General features: G+C 43.0%; 12 protein-coding genes and 1 other RNA gene. 4 read left to right on the top strand and 9 right to left on the bottom strand.

The annotated features are described in order from the left end of the window. Positions 1-23 precede the first annotated feature (23 nt). From gloB to ffs, 7 genes are all read right to left on the bottom strand, one after another. Entirely contained in the window at positions 24-803 is a 780-nt protein-coding gene (gene gloB / locus ACP7AA_RS04175) for a hydroxyacylglutathione hydrolase (RefSeq protein WP_191689931.1), read from the bottom strand. A gap of 140 nt (positions 804-943) precedes the next feature. Beyond that, positions 944-2,776, bottom strand: a complete 1,833-nt coding sequence (locus ACP7AA_RS04170; RefSeq protein ID WP_298906958.1) for an extracellular solute-binding protein — start codon at positions 2,774-2,776, stop codon at positions 944-946. A 290-nt stretch (positions 2,777-3,066) separates the two neighbouring features. Then, on the bottom strand, positions 3,067-4,176 hold the full coding sequence (gene serC / locus ACP7AA_RS04165; protein ID WP_426222746.1) for a 3-phosphoserine/phosphohydroxythreonine transaminase: 1,110 nt from the start codon (positions 4,174-4,176) through the stop codon (positions 3,067-3,069). Between the two features lie 198 nt (positions 4,177-4,374). Further along, entirely contained in the window at positions 4,375-5,259 is an 885-nt protein-coding gene (locus tag ACP7AA_RS04160) for a hypothetical protein (protein ID WP_281491561.1), read from the bottom strand. 84 nt (positions 5,260-5,343) lie between these two features. After that, positions 5,344-8,487, bottom strand: coding sequence for a M48 family metalloprotease (locus tag ACP7AA_RS04155; RefSeq protein WP_426222745.1), 3,144 nt, complete (start codon positions 8,485-8,487; stop codon positions 5,344-5,346). A gap of 50 nt (positions 8,488-8,537) precedes the next feature. Next, positions 8,538-9,128: a LemA family protein gene (locus tag ACP7AA_RS04150; protein WP_426222971.1), complete on the bottom strand. Its 591-nt coding sequence runs from the start codon at positions 9,126-9,128 to the stop codon at positions 8,538-8,540. A gap of 213 nt (positions 9,129-9,341) precedes the next feature. Further along, positions 9,342-9,438, bottom strand: an RNA gene (gene ffs, locus ACP7AA_RS04145) — signal recognition particle sRNA small type. Positions 9,439-9,695: 257 nt separating this feature from the next. Here ffs and ACP7AA_RS04140 point away from each other — a divergent pair. Next, on the top strand, positions 9,696-10,412 hold the full coding sequence (locus ACP7AA_RS04140; RefSeq protein ID WP_271133353.1) for an SIMPL domain-containing protein: 717 nt from the start codon (positions 9,696-9,698) through the stop codon (positions 10,410-10,412). A gap of 173 nt (positions 10,413-10,585) precedes the next feature. Here ACP7AA_RS04140 and ACP7AA_RS04135 read toward each other — a convergent pair whose 3' ends face one another. Beyond that, on the bottom strand, positions 10,586-11,416 hold the full coding sequence (locus ACP7AA_RS04135) for a DUF4124 domain-containing protein (RefSeq protein WP_426222744.1): 831 nt from the start codon (positions 11,414-11,416) through the stop codon (positions 10,586-10,588). Between the two features lie 190 nt (positions 11,417-11,606). Further along, positions 11,607-13,016 (bottom strand): type I glutamate--ammonia ligase, encoded by a 1,410-nt coding sequence (gene glnA / locus ACP7AA_RS04130; protein ID WP_201619303.1) that lies wholly within the window; start codon positions 13,014-13,016, stop codon positions 11,607-11,609. A gap of 748 nt (positions 13,017-13,764) precedes the next feature. Here glnA and ACP7AA_RS04125 point away from each other — a divergent pair. From ACP7AA_RS04125 to trpC, 3 genes are all read left to right on the top strand, one after another. Beyond that, positions 13,765-14,388, top strand: a complete 624-nt coding sequence (locus ACP7AA_RS04125; protein ID WP_426222743.1) for an anthranilate synthase component II — start codon at positions 13,765-13,767, stop codon at positions 14,386-14,388. Positions 14,389-14,506: 118 nt separating this feature from the next. Beyond that, positions 14,507-15,643, top strand: coding sequence for an anthranilate phosphoribosyltransferase (gene trpD, locus ACP7AA_RS04120; protein ID WP_298872452.1), 1,137 nt, complete (start codon positions 14,507-14,509; stop codon positions 15,641-15,643). 130 nt (positions 15,644-15,773) lie between these two features. Further along, a complete protein-coding gene (gene trpC / locus ACP7AA_RS04115; RefSeq protein ID WP_426222742.1) occupies positions 15,774-16,655 on the top strand; it encodes an indole-3-glycerol phosphate synthase TrpC in 882 nt (293 codons plus the stop codon). The last annotated feature ends 99 nt before the right edge of the window (positions 16,656-16,754 follow it).

Raw genomic sequence — 16,754 nt, 5'->3', positions numbered from 1 at the left:
AAAGAGATATGACAACTTAGCATTTAGAAGTTATTTTTTAGCTCACGTAATGCTGCAAATATAGTTAAAGACTTATCATCATCAATAGTGACTTCAGACTTCACCCCTGCAATCACACTTGGCTCTTGCGTGCGCAAAAACACATTGATTGCGCGCTCATGCTCTAAAGTAACGGGCAGCGTCGGGACACCTTGGGCGGTTTTTTCTTCTGCTTGCGCAAGCGCTTGCTGCATCGCTTCATTAGCCGGTTCAATAGATAAGCCAAAGCGTAGATTACTGGCCGTATATTCGTGTGCTGGATACAGCAGCGTCTCAGCTGGCAAGCCATTTAAACGCTTAAAGCTCTCATGCAATTGCTCAATCGTACCGGTAAAGACGCGACCACAACCGGCACTAAATAAAGTATCACCGCAAAAACAATGCTTCTGCCCATCTATATCCAAAATATACGCCACGTGGCTTGCTGTATGACCTGAGACATCCCATACTTGCGCGGCGCAGCCCCAAGCACTGACCGTACTGCCGTCTTTAATGGTCTGGTCTTCATCGACGTTGTGTTCTGTATGCGCAACCAGATGGGTCATCGGATAAGACTCTTGTAGCTCGGCAACACCGCCGATATGATCATGGTGATGATGCGTGGTCCAGATAGACGTCAGCTCAAGCTCATGCTCCTCTAAATAAGCAATCACTGGCTCAGCTTGACCCGGATCAATGACAATCGCCTGCTTATTATTCTCATTAATTAATGTCCAGATATAATTGTCATTAAATGCTTTAATCGGGTGAATACGAATACTCATATGAAGTCCTTAGCAGTGATTATCTTTATTAAGAATGTCTTTTATTAAACTTTCAAACCAAATAAAACGTTATGCAGCGTCATTGCATTTATTAACTTAAATTATTGTTTTAAACTATCTTTTAGAGCCATTGTTTTAGACTATTGCTTCAAATATTGATTAACACGTGCTTCTGCTTCTTTATCTGTCCACCAATAATCGATAGCGACGGCGTTGGTCGGCAGTTTTTCAGTATGACGATATTGATTCCAGTAGGCAACATTGGTGGCAGACTTGCCGTATAAAGGCACTAAATAATGACCTGCCCGTAGCAAGCGATCGAGCACCTTGGTATATAAAACAATCTCATCACGGCTCTCAGCATTTGCAAGTGCGGTTGTGACCTCATCTATCACTATATTTCTAATACCAATGGTATTGGCGTTACCCGCTTCATCAGCGGCGGCACTGCCCCAAAACGCCGCTTGCTCAGCACCAGGTGATAAGCTCTGTGCAAAGACGTCGACCACCATATCATAGTCAAAAAGGCGCATACGCTCGTAATATTGCGGCCCATCGACTTGGCGTAAGGTCGCATCAAACCCCAAACGCTTTAAATTACGGATATAAGGTAGCAAGACACGCCCCATGGTCTCGCCTGTCATCAAAATTTCAATCTGAGCAAGCTTGCCATTTGGCTGATATAACTGCATATCTTTGTAATAAAAGCCAGCATCTAGCAACAGCTGGCGCGCCTCTAGTAAGGCTTTACGATTAAAGCCGCTACCATCACTGGTTGGCAATCGCCATTCCGTTAATACCGCTTGTCGCTGAATCGGTTCAAGCTTGGCTAGCAATGGGCTTAATACCTGCATCTCAGCCGCAGATGGCGTACCAGTAGCAGCAAGCTCTGAGCCATGAAAGAAGCTTTGTAAGCGCTCATACTGCCCATGAAATAAGGTTTTATTCATCCACTCAAAATCATAAGCTGCCGTCAATGCTTGGCGGACGCGAATATCTTGAAAAATTGGCCTGCGCATATTCATCACCAGACCCTGCATCGGTACTGGGTTTTCGCTGCTGATGGTTTCTTTATTAATCAGACCAGCTTTGACGGCTGGGAAATTGTAACCTGTTGCCCAATTAGAGGCTTTGTTTTCCGGGCGGAAGCGATATTGCCCAGATTTAAAACCCTCAAAAGCAATCTCATCACTTTGATAATAGACAAACTTAATCATATCAAAGTTATAACGACCGCGATTGACCATCAAATCACGGCCCCAATAATTGGGATCACGCACATAGCTGACCGCGCGCCCCGCATCGACGCGGCCGAGTTTATAAGGACCACTGCCCATGAGCGGCGTCAAGGTTATTTTCTCAAAATCTGTATCAATCGATGACTTAGCAAAAATAGGGAATTGCCCAACCGTTAATAAAATCTCTTTATTTTCATCAGACTTAAAAACAAACTTGACGCGCTGCTTATCGATAATCTCAATGTCTTTAATATCGCCCAAATAGCTGCGGATATACATTGGGCCTTTAGTCAGTATCGCATCATAGGTGGCTTTAACATCGTGACTGGTCACCGCTGTCCCATCCCAAAAGCGCGCGGCAGGATTAACATGGTAAATAATCCAACTGGTGTCATCGGGATCATACGTGACTTTATTTGCCAGCTGCGGATACATGGTAAAGGCTTCATTGAGTGAGCCCGTCATCAAGGTATCATACAGATAGTCCGTACCAACCATCGCCACACCTGTGGTCATCCATTTATTGGCCGCATTAAAGGTGCCGCGTGCCTCAAGCGATAATGTGCCACCCTTGGGCGCATTGGGATTGGCATAAGGCATGAACGGCACGTCAATATATTCAGTGGTACTATTATGCCCAAGCGCAGTCGTAGTGATTGGCGCCGCGATACTAGCAGGTATCCAGCTGATAGTAATGGCGAGCAAGACGGCTTTTAGCATGGTATTTTTTAACATCATAAAGTTATAACAAACCCCTTCGCCAGACCGAATGAATATATTGAGCATTTAACCAGTGACTGAAAGCTACTGACTGCTTATGAAATAAAAGCTGAGAAAAATGTGATGTATCTGACGTATCGTAAGTGCTGCAAAATTTTATCATAACAAACTTAGGTTTTTTAACCTAATATTTTGCAGCGTTAAGGTTGCTACATGACGGATTATGCAGCTTAAAAAACACTAATACGCATAAAAAAAGACGCAGCTCATAAAGTTGCGTCTTTTGTTTTAAAACCCGTGCTAACTTAAGCGTGCTTTTTTTCAAAGGCGATCATAAAGTCAACCAATTGCTGTACCCAATCTAGCGACACTGCATTATAAATACTGGCACGCATACCGCCGACATCGCGGTGACCTTTTAGATTCATCAAACCTGCTGCCGCTGACTCTTCTAAGAATACTTTGTCAAGGCTGCTGTCTGCTAACGTAAACGGCACGTTCATGATAGAGCGATATTTGGGGTCAACTGGATTGCTATAAAAGCTGCTATCATCAATTGTTTTATACAGCAAATCAGCTTTTTGTTGGTTGATTTCACCGATAGCAGCAACGCCACCCTGCTCCTCTAACCAATCAAATACCAACCCTGCTAAATACCAAGAATACGTCGCTGGCGTGTTTGACATTGACTCTTTTTCAGCCTGATGTTCATAGTTCATCAGCAATGGACACCATTCACTTGCTTGCCCCAATAAATCTTCACGAATAATGACAATGATTAATCCTGCTGGCCCGATATTTTTTTGCGCACCCGCGTAAATCATGCCAAATTTAGAGACGTCAATAGGCTGTGACAAAATGCAAGAAGACATATCGGCGATAATCGGCGCATCGACTTGTGGCGGCTCAAATATTTGTACACCATGAATGGTTTCATTGGCGCAGTAGTGGAAATACGCCGCAACTTCGCTTAGGTTCCAATCGCTTTGGGCTGGCACGTCGGTAAAATTACTGTCTTTACCCGTTGCCACTACATTAACCTCGCCCAAACCCAGTTTGGCATAGCGCTGTGCTTCTTTAACCGCTTTACCAGACCAAGTACCTGTCGTTAGATAGTCTGCGCGGCCACCATTTAACAGGTTTAATGGAATCGCTGAAAACTGTAAGCTGGCACCGCCTTGCAAAAACAGCACTTTATAGTTATCTGGAATGTCCATGAGCGAGCGCAATTTGGCTTCCGCTTTTTCGGTAATCGCGATGTATTCTTTACTACGGTGACTCACTTCCATAACCGACATACCGCGTCCCTGCCAATCAAGCAACTCTTCTTGAGCGCGTGATAAAACGGCGGTCGGTATGGTGGCAGGTCCCGCTGAAAAGTTGGGTACACGGTTAGGAGCGGCTTTAGTGGTCATAATCATTATCCTAAATATGATGAAATCATCGTGGTTATATAAGTTCTAAAGCGGCAGTTTTAGCAGCTCATCTATAAAACTGTCGCTTTAAAACCCCTTAAGTTTTATCTCTATATTTATTTTTAACAGTGTATTTAATAACCGTGTTTTTTAATTATGCGAATTTAATGGTCAAGCTTTAATTATTAGCATTTAAATTTAACTAGATAACTGCTCCCAAAGCTGACGTTTAAGGCTACTATCAGCAAGCATGTCATCGAGCGTGGGCACAGTAGAAAGGTTCGGATGCTCAAGGCCGTCAGGCAAAGCAGTCAATGCGGCAACTTTTATCTCTTCGCTACGACCAATCTTAAAGATATATCCTGCAAGGCTGGCATTGGCAAGCTCAGCGGTATCCATACCTTCACAAATAGGAAATGAGGTTGTCTCACAACTGATGGATAGCGCTTGGGTGATATTTTGCCACAGTTTTTGGCTGTCATGATTAAGGGCTTGAATATCAACCAAAATTACCCAATCGCCATAGCGACCACCTTGTAAATCAAATGGTACTACCTTTTTAAAGCTATCGTCTTTAAAGTTATTCTCTTTAAAACTGCTATCTTCAAAGCTTGAAGCGTTATTTACATTATCAATCGCAGTTTGCTGAACGACAGTATTTACAAGTGAGGTAACGGCGGGCTTAGAGATATCAGGGGCAGTCGAGTCAAAACTATAGGTAACGGGGCTTTGTTGGTCAGATTGGCTTAAACCTGTCTCATTAGCGTCATCATAAGAATGATTAGACTCATCATCTACCATATCTGATATGGCATTAATATTTGGGGATTCAATATTAGAAGATGCAATGCTTGGCTGTTCAGTGCTCGTTGTAAAAGAAGCTGTAGCATTAGATGGAGTGCTGGCATTAGATAAAGTTGAGTTAGCGGTAGTCTGCTCAGGCAGAGTAGGCGCAGAAATATCGGCAATATTCATGGTTTCAGAGCTTGGCTGCACCCACTGATTGATACCCATCATCGCTAAAATCTGGCGCTGCTGCATACGATGCTGCAATACAATTAGCGGGTCTTGAATATCACTCATGCTTATTTACTATCCTACTTATCTAAAATGAATTTACAGGCTTTTACTATCAAAAGAATACTCAAATGCAATCAATGACATTGCTCAAAAAAGCTGCCGAACGCCTAGCCAATGATTGGCAAGCTCGGTCAAGCAATCATACTCATCTTGACTGACTATCGTATCGTGTAACATCACTGTATGCAACGTACTCAGCCATTGCCGGTACGTATGATAAGTATAAAAATGGCGCGTACTATCATTGCCCGCCTTATCTACACTATCTGCCCTATCTGCATTGCCGTCCTGTATATGAGCATTATAATCTATTTGAGCGCCGCCCTGTTGCCTCTGTCGATAATTATCATCACCTTTGGCTTCTGATACAGACGATTGACTTGCAGACGCTATAAAAATAGGCACCGCTTCTATTAATGCTAATAATTGAACAGTATTTAAACTTTGCGCAGTCAATAACAACCATTGCAAATTTGCCTCACTAACGGCTGCTAAATCAATAGCAATCAAACGTGCATGACGGCGTAAATCTACAAGATAATGAGCAACGCTAGCACTATTGTAGCTGAGCACTGAAATAGGTGTTGAGATAGGTACTGAGCTATCTAGTGCAGATATTATCTGCCCTTTAGCATCCTTTGATAAGCGATAAGCCAATAAAGTAAGCATTGTTCTCGCGGCAATATCGAGACCATCAAACACCTGTCCTGACGGGTCAAGCTGAGCATAAATATCATCCGTGCCAGCGTGCAATACTTGCTGCCATTGATAGTATGGATATTGAGGGTGAAGATGCGACTGAACCTGTGTATCATTTAATACGGCAGACAATACGGGTAATAATTGCTGCAGCTGTAGCGCCTGCCATAACGCTAAAATCGCTGGCGACCGAGAGCGCGTATTCTCTAAAGGATTTAATACGGATATAGATTTATCAATAGAAGCATCATTATCTATAGTATCAGCGATATTTTGGCTTAGATCAGCCGTAAGGGAGTTTTCAAACAGCTGAATGATACCTTGCTGATAACGCAATAGCATCGTCCGACACTTTTTCTGCTGCACATAATATTGATGATCTTGATTACTATGACTGGCTTCATATTTTAAGCGCAATTCATCGATAGCGTTTTCTGATAGATTATGTTGGCGTAGTTGCTTTAGCGCTAACGCAATCAAAGCACTGTTTAATCGTCTGTCAAGATTTGCCACTGCCGCTAATAATTTATGATCGAGTGTATGCGGTAAAATTTGTGTGTTGCCGCTTGTATCAGTTTCAGCAGCAGAGGTTCCATCCTCATCAAGCCCAAGCCAGATATCAGTTAAATCATAAGTCGCTGTTGTTGACAGCACATAACCCTGATGACAAAGTAGTACGGACTCAATCAAAGCTTGCGCCCCTAGCGGGTGATAACTGTGATTGAGCACATACTGCGGTAGCGATACCTTTTGTATGTCATCAATACCAACCAATGTATCAGACGGCAAATCACTATCAGGTTTGGCTTGCCATGGCTTAAGCAACTGATGAGTACCGACATCTTCTGCTTGCACCTGCAAACGCCCATCAATAACAACATCTTGCTCTATAACAAATTCAAGCCCGTTATCGTCCTGCAATTCATTATTTATCTCACTAGTAGAAAAGGTAGCGATTTCTTTTTCGATAGCATCTTTTTCAATAACATCATTGAAGTTACTGTTAAGGCTTTTCTCAGCCGAACAGCGGTTTTTATCGGTCGCGCTTTTATAAATATCTGACGCTGACTGAGCAGCAGTTACTAGAGTTTGACGTGTATTTTTATCTTGTTTATGACTGCTTAGGCTATTTGCTACTATCACACCCCAATCACCTAAGCGGCGCTGCTCATATATCTCTTTAATTTTTTGTTGATTGATGCGTTTTTCTTTAGCAACCTGCACGGCGAAATCATGATAAGCATTCTCGTTAATAGCGCTCATACGCTCAGCCAAACTTGGATGGGTGGCAAACCACGATACGTCACCCAAATCGGCACCACTACTGGCAAAAAAGAAATGACTTAATCCATTGATATCGGCGATGCCAGTTAAGCGCGAACCAAGCGTATCTTGATGAATGGACTTTAAGGTTTCCATAATAGCTGGCGAACGTGTCAGCTGCACACTGGTCGCATCAGCAAGCAACTCGCGCTCACGGTTAAAGCTATGCTTAATCAGTTGCGCACTGGCCATACTAGAAAAACTCAATCCATGTATTAATAATGTCCAAATATTGCGCGGTGCTTGACTATCAAACTTATTATTATGTTGTAGCCATCGTGACTGACTCTTAGCTGATGATTGCTGGCTTTGCGACTGGCTTTGCCAGTAGGCGACCCATTCACTATGAGTGGTAAAGTTTGCTGTCTGCGCTTCAGTGCTACGCGCATGGCTATCAATCGCTCTTTGCGGTAAAGGGTTGCTTTGATTGACCGCACTATTAATAAAAGAGCCATCAAAATAGTTTTGCTGACTGTTTTTATGACTGACTTTATAACCAGAACCAAAATTACTAATAGAATCACTCCAGTCATAGAGTAATTGCAAGCCTGCTAACACCACCATTAACTGTAAATTAAACGTCGCATCGCCATGTAAGATATGACCATACTCATGCCCTATCAGCCCATATAGCGCCTCATCAGATACCTTATCAAGCGCGCCTTGGGTGACGACGAGCACCATATCTTGACTATGGCGACCCGCAACAAAGCCATTGATACCTTGCTCATCAGGCAGCACATAGAGAATCGGCATACGCAAACCCGAAGCAATGGCTAGCTGTTGGGCAATCTCATAATAACGCCGATAAACAGGCGGGAAATCACGCTCATCACGCACCGCAATATGTCGGACACTAAAGCGAACCTTTGCTGCAGGCTGATGCTGATGGGCAACTCCTTGGCTATGCTCCCAAGCATCTTGGCTGTGGTCGATAAACAAGCGCACCGCGCCCACGCGCTGAGCAATCGCACGACCACCTGCTTTTAAGCGTCTATACTCTAAAAAACTGCCCGCAACAAAGCTACCGATTGTCCATACGACCACCAATATTAATACCCAATGATAAATGCCACCGGTAAATAGCGTGAGCAGCAGCGCCATAACACCAAGCGCCACCGCAATATGGGCAAAGACAATCAGAAAAAATAGCCCATAGAGCAACAAGCTGCGCTGAGTACGGGTTCGCTGTGCACCAAAAAAATCCATCTATTACTCTTACCTAACCATAACTACGTGCATTTGACAGTATGTAAATATCAGCCCATATCGACAACAGGTGCTTGAGCAATTGCCTTTCTGTCTTCAAATACCAGTGGGCTAAGTGGACGAAATCCAAAGGTGCTGCTGACGAGATTATTTGGGAACATTTCACGGTCATTGTTATAAAACATCACGCTGTCATTATAATGCTGACGGGCAAAGCCAATCCGGTTTTCGGTATTGGTCAACTCATCCATCAGCTCTTTAATCATGCTATCCGCTTTTAGCTCAGGGTAAGACTCCACAACCGCTGAGAATTGCCCCAAGGCTTTCGACAACATACCCTCTGCTTTGGCAAACAACGCCATGTGTTCAAGCGAATCTGGCTGATGCTTAGTAGAATCTTGCAAGCTTTGGGCATGATTACGCGCGCTAATCACGCGGGTCAGCGTTTCTTCTTCATGGGTCAGATAACGTTTGGCGGTTTCGACTAAATTTGGAATCAAATCATGACGGCGCTTTAGCTGCACATCGATTTGCGCAAAGCCATTTTTTGCTTGGTTGCGGGCACGTACCAGCTTATTAAATACTGACACCCCAAAAACCACAATCAATATGACCACTGCAATGAATAACCAAACAAACATTTTCACTATCAGACTCCAAAAAGTTTTGTATTTATACTATTGTTAATAAAGGTTACTACAATGTATTTTACCCCATATATATTGCTCAAAGTCCAAAATCAGACGAAATGCAGGCGAAAAAAAAGCCCTTTACAATGAAGGACTTATTATTAGGTTTGACTCTTTAAAACGATATAGCAGGAGTATCATCAAATTTTAGGCAAAAAAAAGCGACTCCATCAGCACATCCTCGGCACACATTATAACTATTACCGTTGCTACCTTCCGGTCCTGGCGGGATTCATAGAACAATGTTGCGAGGCTACCAATGGAGCCACCAGTTGCAGATTATACAAGAATTTTTTATTATTACAACCCCTATCGTCAAACTGTTTGCTTTAGAGACTCAATGAGCCTGTAACTTAAGTGACAAAATTCTCACAACAACCCGTGTATTTTTTGCTATTTTACCTAAGGTCTGTTGAATAAAAAATGAACACAAACAACAGCGGATATAACAATGCGCATTATAACAACGTAACTCAGATAATTGAGATTACCATTACTAGCACTCATTAGGAGATAATTATGAAAAACACTTGGATGAACAAAGCCGCACTTGCTACGGGTACGGCCGCCCTACTGACCGCGATGATGGGTAGCGCCCATGCAGAACCCACAGGCTACGATCAGCTGACTTTTCAGACAGAAGTCAAAGAAGAAATCCAAAACGATGAAGTTCGCGCCAGTATGTATAAAAAAGCACAGGCAACAGATGCTAAGACGCTAGCGACCACGCTTAATACTTCTATCAATAACGCGATGAAAATCGCTAAACGCTACCCTAGTGTGACGGTCAGTACCGGTCAGCAGCGCACTTATCCGCGCTATGATAAAAATGACAAAATCATTGGTTGGACAGGACAAGCGAGCATCGACTTAAAGAGCACTGACTTTGCCGCGACCAGTCAGCTGATTGCAGACTTGCAAGAGACCTTAGTGATGGAAAACCTAAACTTTGGGGTTTCAGACGCTAAAAAAGATGCGCTAGAGCAAAAGCTTATGACCGATGCTTCTCGCGCTTTTCAGCAGCAGGCTAAAAACCTGACTCGTGCATGGGATGCGCGCGGTTATCGTGTCGTCACTGTCAATCTAAATACCGGTAGCAACTACCCTCGCCCTATGTATAGCGCGATGAATATGAAAGCTGAAGCGGCGGATGCCTCAGTACCAAGCCAAAGCTTTGAATCGGGCAACAGTACCATTTCAGTGACTGCGAATGGCACGATTGAGTTAACGAAATAAACGCAGAGGTAATGAGTTAAGCAATAGATATTATTACTAACTTCTACCAATAAGGGCAATCACTGCTTTCAGTGACTGCCCTTATTTTATGTCCAGCAATTATTATTAATGGATTGCCGCTAACTTTTCACTGTTAACCTTTCACTACTAGCCTTTAACACAGTGACTCAGATTTATTTTTTTACCGGTTCTTCAAGCGTCATGGGTTTATCAACTATGGGTTTATCAACTATTGGCTTAGTAAATGACAACATATTAGGCTGTTTGCCATCTTGACGCATTTTTAGTAACACTTTTTGATACCAAGGCAGACGCTGATACGCCAAAATCTGCTCTGCTAATTTCTTATTCTTTTGCAAGGTTTGCGTATTTTGGATGACATAGACGGTACGCTCGACCTGTTTTGCTACCTGCCCTTTTTTATTTTTTATCACAGCTTTGATGTTATGCGCACCCGGCAAAACATCAACAGTTGCAATCGAGGCGCTTAAACTCTGCGCCACCTCGTTATTATCTAAGTAAATGCTCACGCTATCGCCTGCTTGTAGTGCTGGTTTTATTTGCACCTTGACATCGATGCTTTGTACTGGACGACGATATGCCCGCTCTTCGCTAGGCTCTGTCATCGTCAGCTGATAATTAATGGGCGCTTTATTAGCGGTTGAATCACTGTTGGCAGTGGTACTAGTCGTGTTAGCAGCAGGTGCTTGAGTAGTATTGACAGGCTGATTGTTGGCATTGTTGGTTTGACTAGAACTATTTGCACCCACACTAACGCTGCCAGTCATGACGCTGGTTTGGCTAATTTGTTTGCCAGCTTGCTGCTCATAGTTCTGCGGACGGTCGGTAAAGGTCACTTGACCGGTCTTTTCATCAACAACTTTATAAATAGCAGCGGCATGTGCCATCGGCGCGTAAAGACTGGCGGTGCTGATAATCAAACCTGTTAGCAGACTTAGCGATAATCCTTTATTGAAAATAGTACTTTTTAATGATGCAATCATAGTCAGTTAGCCTAATAGCGATTTATTATTAATATATAGATGCAACCATTATGCGATATTTTTACCATTAAATCAGCAATGACTTCACACTAAATCGACCAATTAAACACGCACTTTGATTGAACAAAAAAACCAGCTAAGAATTACTTAACTGGTTTTTTTATCGAGAATTTGGCGTTTTAACTATAGATTAGCAGCTATAGTACAAATCAAACTCAACAGGATGCACAGTAATGTTGACGCGCTGTACTTCTTCTTGTTTAAGCGCAATATAGGCTTCTAGCATCTCTTTAGTGAATACATCACCTTTTAATAAGAACTCGTGATCTTCTTTCAACGCTTGTAGCGCCACTTCTAAGTTTTCAGCAACCGTTGGAATGAGTGCTTCTTCTTCTGGTGGTAAGTCATATAAGTTTTTATCAGCGGCTTCGCCTGGATGCATCTTGTTTTGAATACCGTCAAGACCTGCCATGAGCAACGCTGCAAACGCTAGGTATGGGTTGGCTGCTGGATCAGGGAATCGAGCTTCAACACGCACCGCTTTTGGGCTACTAACGTGTGGAATACGGATAGACGCTGAGCGGTTAGACGCTGAGTACGCAAGCTTGATAGGCGCTTCATAATGAGGCACAAGGCGCTTATAGCTGTTGGTCGATGGGTTGGTAATCGCATTTAATGCACGCGCATGCTTGATAACACCGCCAATAAAGTATAGCGCGGTTTCTGACAAGCCTGCATATTCATCACCTGAGAAAGTATTGACACCGTCTTTTGAGATAGAAATATGCACGTGCATGCCTGAACCATTATCACCGACCACTGGTTTTGGCATAAAGGTGGCGGTTTTGCCAAACTGATGGGCAACGTTATGGACCGCATATTTTAGCTTTTGCACTTCATCCGCTTTACGAACGAGCGTATTAAAGGCAACGCCAATCTCTAACTGACAAGGGGCAACTTCATGATGATGGACTTCGATACAACCTTCACCAACCATATCTTCGATACGCTCGCACATCACTGCACGCATGTCTTGTGAGCTATCAACGGGTGGTACTGGTACATAGCCGCCTTTGACGCGTGGGCGATGCCCCATATTGCCCCACTCATAGTCTTTATTGGTTGACCAAGCCGCTTCTTCAGCAACGATTTCATGGCTGACGCCAGACATGTTAATCGACCATTTTACTTCGTCAAATACAAAAAACTCAGGCTCAGGACCAAAAAAAGCCGTATCACCAATACCGGTAGATTTTAAGTATTCTTCAGCGCGGCGGGCGATAGAGCGTGGGTCACGGTCATAGCCTTGTAGCGTTGATGGCTCGATGATATCACAAGTCACAACCACCGTAACCGCATCAAAGAACGGGTCGATAAAGGCGGTCTCTGGATCAGGACGTAAAATCATATCTGAGGCTTCAATACCCTTCCAACCAGCAATCGATGAGCCATCAAACATTTTGCCATCTTCCATCACTTCTTCGTCAACGCTATGCGCTGGAAAGCTCATGTGATGCTCTTTGCCGCGCGTATCGGTGAAACGAAAATCGACCCATTTGGCATTGGATGATTTGATAAGATCAAGTAGTTTATTCGACATGGATAGTTTCCCTTATGGTTATCATGGTACTGAAATTAAAACTTAGGATTAAAAATATTAGATTCTAGAAAATCGGTGTTATCAGCGTTATTTACTCAGTATGTCTCTTTACTCTTAACGGTAATTTTCTTAACCGACTACAAGCAGCAGCTATTTTAGCAACATCTGGCTCATAATGCTGAACTGTTCAAATGCATATTAATAAATAACGCTGCATTACTTCGTAGCGCATTGTTTCGTAACGTTAGTTACTAATACTGAGTATGGGTGCAACTGCTATGCCAATTCTGGGTACCACTATAAAAATTTTAATATAATACAAAGCCGTAAATCATAGTTATTAATAGTAAATACAGATAGTTATGTAAGAAATATCGGAATACTAAAAAATGATTTGCATGGCAACGGTAGTTTGTAATCCTTAACCATGAAACTATAACATAACGATAAACGCACTATAGAAGCGCATAAACAGCACTTTATTAATAATTGTCGCACTTTTATGGTGCATATATTATCTATTAGAGGGCGGCTGCGCTACATTTGATAGATGGCAAAATAGTGTTAAGATAACGACGTTTAATATGGCAAGCTTAACAAGCCTTTCGCATTATAAAAATGTCTGCGCGTTATAAATGAGCATAAAAACTATCATGACCAAGCATAAAACCGTAAAGTACCCGCATAGCAATACGTCTAAGATTCTGAGTTAGAAATACTAAGTTAAAGATTCTAAGTTGAAAACATAATGATTTTGATGATCGATAATTACGACAGCTTTACCTACAATATTGTACAGTACTTCGGTGAATTGCAGCAGGACATCAGGGTTTGGCATAACGATGAAATCAGTATTGAGGAGCTTAAAGCACTTGCGCCAGATGCCATTGTTATTGGTCCCGGCCCCTGTGACCCTGACCGCGCCGGTATCTCGTTAGAGGTCATTGAGACGTTTAAAGGTATTATCCCGATATTAGGTATTTGCTTGGGTCATCAGGCAATCGGCCAAGCGTTTGGCGGCAAAATCGTCAAAGCAAGCGAGGTCATGCACGGGCGTTTATCGGCTATTTATCATAATGCACAAGGGGCGTTTGTCAACTTGCCCAATCCAGCAAAGTTTACCCGTTATCACTCACTGGTGATTGAGCAAGCAAGCTTACCAGAATGCTTTGAGGTTAGCGCTTGGACGCAAAATGCTAATGGCGATATTGAGGAAATCATGGGCATTCGCCACCGCGAGTTTGCGATTGAAGGGGTTCAGTTTCATCCTGAATCGATTTTAAGCGAAGCCGGTTATCAGCTGCTGAATAACTTTTTACAAACGCACAATCTAGCCGTAATGTCGTCAGATGAGCTACCGCAAGTAGGCTAGCTGTTTTAAAAGAAAAACTCTATTTAACCCAATGAATGTATTTATACGACAATTATAAAAGATAATAATAAGTGAGAATATTATGACCTCTGCCGCTATGCAGGATAAAAAATCAATGATGGAACAAATTAATAAGAGCAATCAAATTAACCAAACGCAGCAAGGGGTTGAAGCCATCAATCAGCTCTCAGATGAGAATATTCATAAACTCCTGACCACCGCTTTAGGCAGAATTTTTCAGCATATTGATCTGACCTTTGATGAGATGTATCAAGTCATGCTCATCATTATGCAAGGCAGATGTAGCGATGCTATGATGGGCGCGATTTTGACTGGTTTACGTATGAAAGGTGAGTCAATTGACGAGATTACAGCGTCAGCAAGCGCCATGCGTGCTTTAGCCGCCAATATCAGCCCAAAAGACTGTCGTTATATGGTCGATATCGTCGGTACAGGTGGCGATGGGGCTAACTTATTTAACGTGTCAACAGCCGCAGCCTTGGTAGCAGCCGCAGCGGGGGCGCAAGTTGCTAAGCATGGTAACCGCGGCGTTTCGACCAAATCTGGTAGCTCAGACTTACTTGAACAAGCAGGTATTAGCCTTACGCTGACCCCCGAACAAGCGCAGCAATGTATTGAAAATCAAGGCATTGGTTTCTTATTTGCGCCCAATCATCATAGTGCGATGCGCTACGCCAATCCGGTACGCCGTGAGCTAAAAGCGCGGACGATTTTTAATATCTTAGGTCCACTGACCAACCCTGCTGGCACACCAAATCTCGTTATCGGCGTCTTTACCGCGCAGCTATGTGAGCCTTTAGCAAAAGTGATGAAAAACTTGGGCGCGCGCCATGTGATGGTGGTCGGAGCAAAAGATGGTTTGGACGAAATCAGTCTCGCGACCTCGACCACGGTAGCTGAATTAAAAGATGGTGAAATCTCTGTTTATGAGATGATGCCAGAAGATGCCGGCGTTGAATCACAAACCTTAATTGGCCTTGATGTAGATTCTCCAGCACAAAGTCTTGAGCTGATTCGTGCCGCTTTATCAGGAGCAGATACTACCGACCGCGCTGTCCTAAAAGCTCGTGATATGATTGCCTTAAATGCCGGTGCCGCGATATATACCGCAGGACTTGCCAGCAACTATCCGAATGGCGTGAGCCGCGCACAAAAAGTCATTAAAAATGGTGACGCTTTGATTAAGCTTGATGACTTAGCCAAATATACGCAGCAATTAGCTGACCAAGTTTAATAAGCTAAATGCTTAGAATTAATAAAAAAATACGTTACTCATAACCCTGTTAATCGCAACTATTTATGCAGCCTTAATTTATTTGCCTAATTGTTACCCTAATTTTTTTACCAAATAACGGAATATAGCCATGACCGCCAATCCAAAATCAGACACCGCCATTCCTTCAGTGTTGCAGCGTATCGTCGCCACCAAACATGAGGAAGTTGCTGCTGCTCGTGCAGCAGTATCGCTTGAGGCATTAAAAGCACAAGTTGAAGCTGATACACAGCCCCGTCGCGGTTTTGCCGATGCTTTACGCAGCGCTGATATTGGTATCATTGCTGAGATTAAAAAAGCCTCGCCATCTAAAGGTATTATCAATCATAATTTTGCCCCAGCGCTGTTTGCTAAGCAATATGAGCAAGCCGGTGCCAGTTGTTTATCAGTACTCACCGACCGTGATTATTTCCAAGGTGACGATAGCTACTTAATCCAAGCACGCGAATCTTGCAGCTTACCGATATTGCGCAAAGATTTTATGGTAGATGTATATCAGATTTACCAATCTTACTTGATGGGTGCCGATTGCATCTTGCTAATTATGGCCTGCCTTGACGATACCCAAGTACAAGAATTGCACGCGCTAAGCATCGAGCTTGGTATGGATGTGTTGATTGAAGTGCATACCAAGGCTGAGCTTGAGCGCGCCCTACAACTGCCACGCTCAGCGCACAATATCTATGGTATTAATAATCGTGACTTAAATACCTTTGATGTCGACTTACAAACGACGCTTGAGCTAAAAAATATATTACTCGAAGCCTTAGCAGCTGATGTTGATAGCAGCATGCTGTTACCAAAGACGTCGCCACTGATTGTCACCGAAAGCGGTATCCATAGCAGCGACGATATTCGTTTGATGCTCAATAACGATATTCAGCACTTTTTAATAGGTGAGCAATTTATGAAAACCTATCATCCAGGGCAAGCGTTACAATCCTTACTTGCGAGCGTTGCAGCACAGGCGTAAAGTAATTAAAAAAGTAACTGAAAAATCTTAATTTAAGATTAGATAGCTTTAAGATATCTAATAAATACCTCATTCACTCACCAACGATACGTTAACTAT

This window comes from Psychrobacter sp. DWR1-2-3 (assembly GCF_049896465.1).
Lineage (GTDB): Bacteria > Pseudomonadota > Gammaproteobacteria > Pseudomonadales > Moraxellaceae > Psychrobacter > Psychrobacter maritimus.
The sequence above is the reverse complement of the archived record's forward strand: the minus strand, read 5'-3'. Positions and strand labels throughout refer to the sequence as shown.

Coding starts and splice junctions, on each gene's coding strand:
- gloB (WP_191689931.1), bottom strand. CDS start 803: ATGAGTATTCGTATTCACCCGATTAAAGCATTTAATGACAATTATATC.
- ACP7AA_RS04170 (WP_298906958.1), bottom strand. CDS start 2,776: ATGTTAAAAAATACCATGCTAAAAGCCGTCTTGCTCGCCATTACTATC.
- serC (WP_426222746.1), bottom strand. CDS start 4,176: ATGACCACTAAAGCCGCTCCTAACCGTGTACCCAACTTTTCAGCGGGA.
- ACP7AA_RS04160 (WP_281491561.1), bottom strand. CDS start 5,259: ATGAGTGATATTCAAGACCCGCTAATTGTATTGCAGCATCGTATGCAG.
- ACP7AA_RS04155 (WP_426222745.1), bottom strand. CDS start 8,487: ATGGATTTTTTTGGTGCACAGCGAACCCGTACTCAGCGCAGCTTGTTG.
- ACP7AA_RS04150 (WP_426222971.1), bottom strand. CDS start 9,128: ATGTTTGTTTGGTTATTCATTGCAGTGGTCATATTGATTGTGGTTTTT.
- ACP7AA_RS04140 (WP_271133353.1), top strand. CDS start 9,696: ATGAAAAACACTTGGATGAACAAAGCCGCACTTGCTACGGGTACGGCC.
- ACP7AA_RS04135 (WP_426222744.1), bottom strand. CDS start 11,416: ATGATTGCATCATTAAAAAGTACTATTTTCAATAAAGGATTATCGCTA.
- glnA (WP_201619303.1), bottom strand. CDS start 13,016: ATGTCGAATAAACTACTTGATCTTATCAAATCATCCAATGCCAAATGG.
- ACP7AA_RS04125 (WP_426222743.1), top strand. CDS start 13,765: ATGATTTTGATGATCGATAATTACGACAGCTTTACCTACAATATTGTA.
- trpD (WP_298872452.1), top strand. CDS start 14,507: ATGGAACAAATTAATAAGAGCAATCAAATTAACCAAACGCAGCAAGGG.
- trpC (WP_426222742.1), top strand. CDS start 15,774: ATGACCGCCAATCCAAAATCAGACACCGCCATTCCTTCAGTGTTGCAG.